The following is a 5,610-nucleotide window of genomic DNA, read 5'->3' as shown; positions in this document are numbered from 1 at the left end:
CCGGGACCCGGCCGCGCCGGGTCCCCGTCCCACGCCTGCCCCCACTCCCCGCGAACGATAGCGATCCCCACCGATGAACCTGCACGGTTACCTGCCCAGCCTGCTCGAGGGCGCCTTGCTGACCCTGGGCGTGGCCCTGAGCTCGATGGCGCTGGCCATGGTGCTGGGGCTGCTCGGCGCGATGGCCAAGCTGTCGAAGTACCGCGTCGCCAAGGGCGTCGCGACCGTCTACACGACGCTGATCCGCGGCGTGCCCGACCTGGTGCTGATGCTGCTGATCTTCTTCGGCGGACAGGTCGCGGTGAACGCGATCGCGCTGCAGCTCGCCACGAGGAGTACATCGACATCAACCCCTTCGTGGCCGGCGTGGCGACGATCGCGTTCATCTTCGGCGCCTACCTGACCGAGGCCTTCCGCGGCGCCTTCCTGGCCGTGCCGCCGGGGCAGCGCGAGGCCGGCCTGGCCTTCGGCATGAGCCCGGCCCAGGTCGCCTGGCGCATCACCTTCCCGCAGATGTTCCGGCACGCGTTGCCGGGCCTGTCCAACAACTGGCTGGTGCTGATCAAGAGCACCGCCATCGTGTCGGTCATCGGGCTGCACGACCTCATGATGCGGGGCTCGCAGGCCGCCGCCGGCACGCGCGAACCCTTCGTGTTCTACCTCGCGGTGGCGCTGATCTACCTGCTCTTCACCTCGGTGTCCGAACTGGTCTTCGACCAGCTGCAGAAGCGCCTGTCCACCGGCGTACGCCGCCACTCGCTGTGAGCGCGACCCGCCGCCCGCGCCGTCACGCTGCCGCCCGACCCGACCGAACGATTTCCCCATGAACCTGGACGCCATCGTCGAGAACCTCCCGCGCTACCTCGAGGGCGCGGTCGTCACCTTCGAGCTGCTCATCGTCTCGTTGCTGATCGGCCTGGCCCTGGCCATCCCGCTGGCGGTGCTGCGCACCCTGCCGATCAAGTGGCTGTCGCGCACGGTCTGGGCCTACACCTACGTGTTCCGCGGCACGCCGATGCTGGTGCAGCTGTTCCTGATCTATTACGGCCTGGGCCAGTTCGAATGGATGCAGCGCAGCGCGCTGTGGCCGCTGTTCAGCTCGGCCTGGTTCTGCGCCTGCCTGACCTTCGTGCTGAACACCGGCGCGTACACAACGGAGATCATCGCCGGCTCGATCCGCTCGCTGCCGCACGGCGAGATCGAGGCCGCCAAGTCGCTGGGCATGAGCCGCTGGGTGATGCTGCGCCGCATCGTGCTGCCGCACGCGCTGCGCCGCGCGCTGCCGGCCTACAGCAACGAGGTGATCTTCATGCTGCACGGCACCGCGCTCGCGAGCGTGGTGACCATCATGGACGTCACGGGCATCGCCCGCGACATCAATGCCACCTACTACATTCCGTTCGAGGCCTTCATCACCGCCGCGCTCTTCTACTTCACGATGACGCTGGTGCTGGTGGGGCTGTTCCACCAGGCGGAGAAGCGCTGGCTCAAGCCCCTCATGCCGCGCTGACCCGCGCTGACGCTCCTCGCCCCCCGCCCCGCTTCCCATTCCCAGCGCGCCGCCTCCCCGCGGCCCGCGCCGCCACCCCACTCCGATGCAACTCCGACAACATCCGCTTCCGAGCCCCACCCCGGGCACGCAGCGCGAGCTGGTCTCGCTGCACTACGGCCGCCCCGGCGAGGGCCAGAAGGTCTACATCCAGGCCTCGCTACACGCCGACGAACTGCCCGGCATGCTGACCGCGTGGCACCTGCGCCGCCACTTCGACGCGCTCGAGGCCGCCGGGCGGCTGCGCGGCGAGATCGTGCTGGTGCCCATGGCCAACCCGATCGGGATGTCCCAGTGGTGGCTGCAATCGCACCTGGGCCGCTTCGATGGCCTGTCCGGCGAGAACTTCAACCGCCACTACCCCGAGCACATCGAGGCCGCCGCGCGCCATGCCGAGCCTCGCCTGGGGGCCGACGCGGCGCACAACGTGGCGGTGCTGCGCGCCGCGCTGCGGACCGAGATCCAGGCCGGCAGCGCCGACACCGAGCTCAAGGCGCTGCGCAAGACGCTGATGCTGCTGGCCTGCGACGCCGACGTGGTGCTGGACCTGCACTGCGACGCGCAGGCGATGATGCACCTCTACACCGAGACGCCGTGCTGGCCGCAGTGCGAGCCGCTGGCGGCCTACCTGGGCGCGGCGGTGACGCTGCTGGCGACGGACTCCGGCGACAACCCCTTCGACGAAGCCTGCTCGCAGGTCTGGTGGAAGTGGGCCCGGCATTTCGGGGATCGCTTCCCGATTCCGCAGGCGACGCTGTCGGTGACGGTGGAGCTGCGCGGCCAGCAGGACGTCAGCCATGAACTGGCCGCCAAGGACGCGCAGGCGATCGTCGACTTCCTGATCCACCGCGGCGTGATCGCCGCGGACGGCGCGGTGCCCCCGGCGCCGGCGCCGGTCGGCGACGCACGGCCGCTGGCCGGCTCGATGCCGATCCCCTCGCCGGTGGGTGGGGTGCTGACCTTCCTGCGGGAGGTTGGCGAGGAGGTCAAGGCCGGCGACGTCATCGCGCAGGTCATCGACCCCATCACCGCTCAGGTCACCGACCTGAAGAGCCCGGTGGACGGGCTGCTGTTTGCACGCGACACGCTGCGCCTGGTCACGGCCGGGGCGCGTGTGGCGAAAGTCGCGGGCCGCGAGGCGACCCGCACCGGAAAACTGTTGGGAGCCCGTTGATGTCCGCGGCCAGTCTTGTTGTCGACAACCTCCATAAGCGCTACGGCGATCGCGAAGTCCTCAAGGGCGTGAGCCTCGCCGCGAAACCGGGCGACGTGATCACGCTGATCGGGTCCAGCGGCTCGGGCAAGAGCACCTTCCTGCGCTGCCTCAACCTGCTGGAGCAACCCTACGAGGGCACGCTCCGCCTGGGCGACGAGCAATTGAAGCTGGTGCGCGACCGCGACGGCAGCTTCAAGGCCGGCGACGCCGCGCAGCTGCAGCGCTGGCGCGCGCGGCTGGCGATGGTGTTCCAGAACTTCAACCTGTGGGGGCACCGCACGGTGCTGGAGAACGTCATCGAGGCGCCGGTGCATGTGCTGAAGCAGTCCAGGGCCGAAGCGATCGAGAAGGCCGAGGCCCTGCTGGCGCGGGTGGGCGTGTCGCACCGCAAGGACGTCTACCCGGCGCAGCTCTCCGGTGGCGAGCAGCAGCGCGTGGCGATCGCTCGCGCGCTGGCGGTGGAGCCGGAGGTGATGCTCTTCGACGAGCCGACCTCAGCCCTGGACCCGGAGCTGGTGGGCGAGGTGCTGAAGGTGATGCGCGACCTCGCGGCGGAAGGCCGCACGATGATCGTCGTCACGCACGAGATGGGCTTCGCGCGCGAGGTGTCCTCGCACACGATGTTCCTGCACCAGGGCCGCGTGGAGGAGCAAGGCGACCCGCGCGAGGTCCTGATCAAGCCGCAGAGCGAGCGCCTGAAGGCCTTCCTGAGCGGTGGTTTGAAGTAAGTCCGCCTGCCGGCGCCCGGCTGCGCCGAGCAACAGTCAAGCGAACGGCCCGGGCTTGCCCGGGCCGTCGTTCATGGAAACACGGCAGCAAGCCCGCGATCACGCACCATGCGCAGCAGCCGGAGTTCCGCTCCTTGCGGTCCTTTGCCGAGTCCCTGTTCCCACCGCCGGAACTGCCGTGCCGTCGTATTGAGGATGCGGGCCAGCGTGTACACGCTGTAGGTCGACTGCTCGCGGATGGCGCGGAAGTCCTCGGCGCGCAGCGGTTGCGGCGCTGACATGCCGACGCGCTCGATCGTGCGCAGGTCCTCGTCGTTGAAGGTCCCGCAATCGTGGAGGTCGCGGCTCAACCGAAGCAGGCGTTCCATCGTTTCAGACTTGCGTTTGCGCATCACAGTTCACTTCCTTCAGCTTGTTGCTCTCGATTGAATCGGACAGCTCGCGGATCGATTTGGACGTCAGCGCTTGCCCGACCGCACGGCACGCATCCCAGGTGGCTGTATCAATCTGATCCTGCTTGCTCTTCGCATAACCCTCGAGGAAGAACCAGGGGCCATCCCCTCGCGTCGCGACGATCACGCGATACCCACCGCGCTTGCCAGCCCCGGATCGTGCGATCCGCTTCTTGAAGAGTCCACTACCGAGATCTGCATCGATCAGCCCGCGTTCCATTTCAGCGACGGCGCGGCACAGGTCCTCTTCTGCGCAGCGCCTGCTTCCTCATCCAGCGCTGAAATCCATCGACCAAGAACACGGCACTCCTCATTCGACCTCCGGGAAAGATTGCGAGACGCGCGCTCAGTGACAGGCCGCGCTAGCAAAGGTCTCACGCTGAAGACGGCCTTCCGATGGGGGACACCTTCGGGCGCGCCGTCCGCCGTTCGTCGGTCTCAGCCTGTCGAGTGCCGCCCTCTCATCCGCCAAACCGCCGCGCCGAGAACGGCGCCGCATCGATGAACGGTGGCTCTCCGGTCATCAGGTCCGCGAGCAGCCGCGCGCTGGCGGGGCCGAGCGTGAAGCCCTGGTGGCCGTGCGCGAAGTTGAACCACAGTCCCGGATGCCTTGGCGCCGGGCCGATGACGGGCTTCATGTCGGCGCTGCACGGCCGGCTGCCGACCCAGGGCTCGGACTCCACCGCCTCCCCCAGCTCGAGCAGCCCGCGTGCCTGCGCTTCGGCACCCGTCAGCTGACGAGGCGTGAGCGGTGCGTCGATGCCGGCGATCTCGGCGCCGGTGGTCAGTCGCAGTCCGCGCCGTTGCGGCGCCAGCACATATCCGCGCTCCGCGTCCAGCGTCGGCATCGTCACGCGCCCGCCACCGCAGTAATGGCGGTGGTAGCCGCGCTTGACGAAGAGCGGCAGGCGGTAGCCCAGCGCGCGCAAGAAGCGGTCGGACCAAGGCCCCAGCGCGACCACGGCCTGCTCGCCTTCCAGCCGGCCCTGATCGGTTTCCAGCGCCCAGCCATGGGCGGTCGGTCGCGCCGCCGTCGCATCGGCCTGCACGAAGCGTCCGCCACGTTGCAGGAAGGCCTGCGCGTAGCGCTCGACGAGCTCCCCGGGATCGTCGACGCTCCACGACGGCAGCCAGTGCACGGCGCCAGCCAGGCGCGTCCGGAAATCGGGCTCCGCCGCTGCCAACGCGTCCGCATCCATCGCGACGAAACGGACGCCGTGCTCGCGCTGCACCCGCTCGGCGTCGCGCACCGCCTCGTCGAGCGCGCGCGGCGTGCGGAAGACCAGGCGCAGTCCGTCGCGCCGCACCAGGCCGTCGGCACCGGCCAGCGCGATGTAGCGGGCGTGCTCGGTGGTCGCGTGAGCGATCAAGGCAGCGTAGTCGCGCGCGATGGCTTGGTGTCGCGCAGGGGCGGAGTGGCGCCAGTAGCGCCACAGCTGCGGCAGCGCGGCCAGCAGCGCGCGCGGGTGGTAATGCACCTCCAGGCCCCGCCCCAGGGCCGCGGACAGCAACGATCTCGCGTCTCGCGGGAAGGCATACGGCTCGACCGCCTCGCGCTGGATCACGCCGGCATTGCCGAAGGAGGTCTCCTGCCCGGGCGGACGGCGGTCCACCAGCGTGACCGCGTGGCCGCGCAAGCTCAGCTCCAGCGCGGTGCAGGTGCCG

The 5,610-nt window shown here is 69.5% G+C and carries 6 protein-coding genes and 1 pseudogene; 4 read left to right on the top strand and 3 right to left on the bottom strand.

Annotated features, from left to right (window positions below; genetic code table 11):
* The first annotated feature begins 73 nt into the window (after window positions 1-73).
* The 4 genes and pseudogenes from FUT87_RS13055 to FUT87_RS13040 all read left to right on the top strand — a co-directional run bounded on the left by FUT87_RS13055 (window position 74) and on the right by FUT87_RS13040 (window position 3,493).
* Window positions 74-765, top strand: a pseudogene (locus FUT87_RS13055) (ABC transporter permease).
* 58 nt (window positions 766-823) lie between these two features.
* Window positions 824-1,510 (top strand): ABC transporter permease, encoded by a 687-nt coding sequence (locus FUT87_RS13050; protein ID WP_091733164.1) that lies wholly within the window; start codon window positions 824-826, stop codon window positions 1,508-1,510.
* Window positions 1,511-1,595: 85 nt separating this feature from the next.
* Window positions 1,596-2,723 (top strand): M14 family metallopeptidase, encoded by a 1,128-nt coding sequence (locus FUT87_RS13045; RefSeq protein WP_147241293.1) that lies wholly within the window; start codon window positions 1,596-1,598, stop codon window positions 2,721-2,723.
* Window positions 2,723-3,493 carry an ABC transporter ATP-binding protein gene (locus tag FUT87_RS13040; RefSeq protein WP_091733154.1) on the top strand — a complete coding sequence of 257 codons (771 nt, stop codon included), beginning with the start codon at window positions 2,723-2,725 and terminating at the stop codon, window positions 3,491-3,493. Before FUT87_RS13045 ends, FUT87_RS13040 begins: the two co-directional genes overlap by 1 nt.
* A 71-nt stretch (window positions 3,494-3,564) precedes the next feature.
* Here the strand turns inward: FUT87_RS13040 and FUT87_RS13035 are convergent, their stop codons facing one another.
* The 3 genes from FUT87_RS13035 to FUT87_RS13025 form a co-directional block, all read right to left on the bottom strand.
* Window positions 3,565-3,885 (bottom strand): DNA-binding transcriptional regulator, encoded by a 321-nt coding sequence (locus tag FUT87_RS13035; RefSeq protein WP_141225441.1) that lies wholly within the window; start codon window positions 3,883-3,885, stop codon window positions 3,565-3,567.
* Window positions 3,866-4,165, bottom strand: coding sequence for a type II toxin-antitoxin system RelE/ParE family toxin (locus tag FUT87_RS13030; protein WP_091733146.1), 300 nt, complete (start codon window positions 4,163-4,165; stop codon window positions 3,866-3,868). Before FUT87_RS13030 ends, FUT87_RS13035 begins: the two co-directional genes overlap by 20 nt.
* A 241-nt stretch (window positions 4,166-4,406) precedes the next feature.
* Window positions 4,407-5,610 (bottom strand): FAD-binding oxidoreductase (locus FUT87_RS13025; RefSeq protein ID WP_147241292.1); only part of this gene is annotated, 1,204 nt, incomplete at its 5' end.

Source organism: Mitsuaria sp. TWR114, from assembly GCF_007997345.1.
Note: the sequence above shows the minus strand (reverse complement) of the source record. Positions and strands in the feature narration are given on the sequence as shown.

What these genes read in the sequence shown, in the direction of transcription:
- FUT87_RS13030 (WP_091733146.1), bottom strand. Translation starts at nt 4,165, where the DNA reads ATGGAACGCGGGCTGATCGATGCAGATCTCGGTAGTGGACTCTTCAAG.
- FUT87_RS13050 (WP_091733164.1), top strand. Translation starts at nt 824, where the DNA reads ATGAACCTGGACGCCATCGTCGAGAACCTCCCGCGCTACCTCGAGGGC.
- FUT87_RS13040 (WP_091733154.1), top strand. Translation starts at nt 2,723, where the DNA reads ATGTCCGCGGCCAGTCTTGTTGTCGACAACCTCCATAAGCGCTACGGC.
- FUT87_RS13035 (WP_141225441.1), bottom strand. Translation starts at nt 3,885, where the DNA reads ATGCGCAAACGCAAGTCTGAAACGATGGAACGCCTGCTTCGGTTGAGC.
- FUT87_RS13045 (WP_147241293.1), top strand. Translation starts at nt 1,596, where the DNA reads ATGCAACTCCGACAACATCCGCTTCCGAGCCCCACCCCGGGCACGCAG.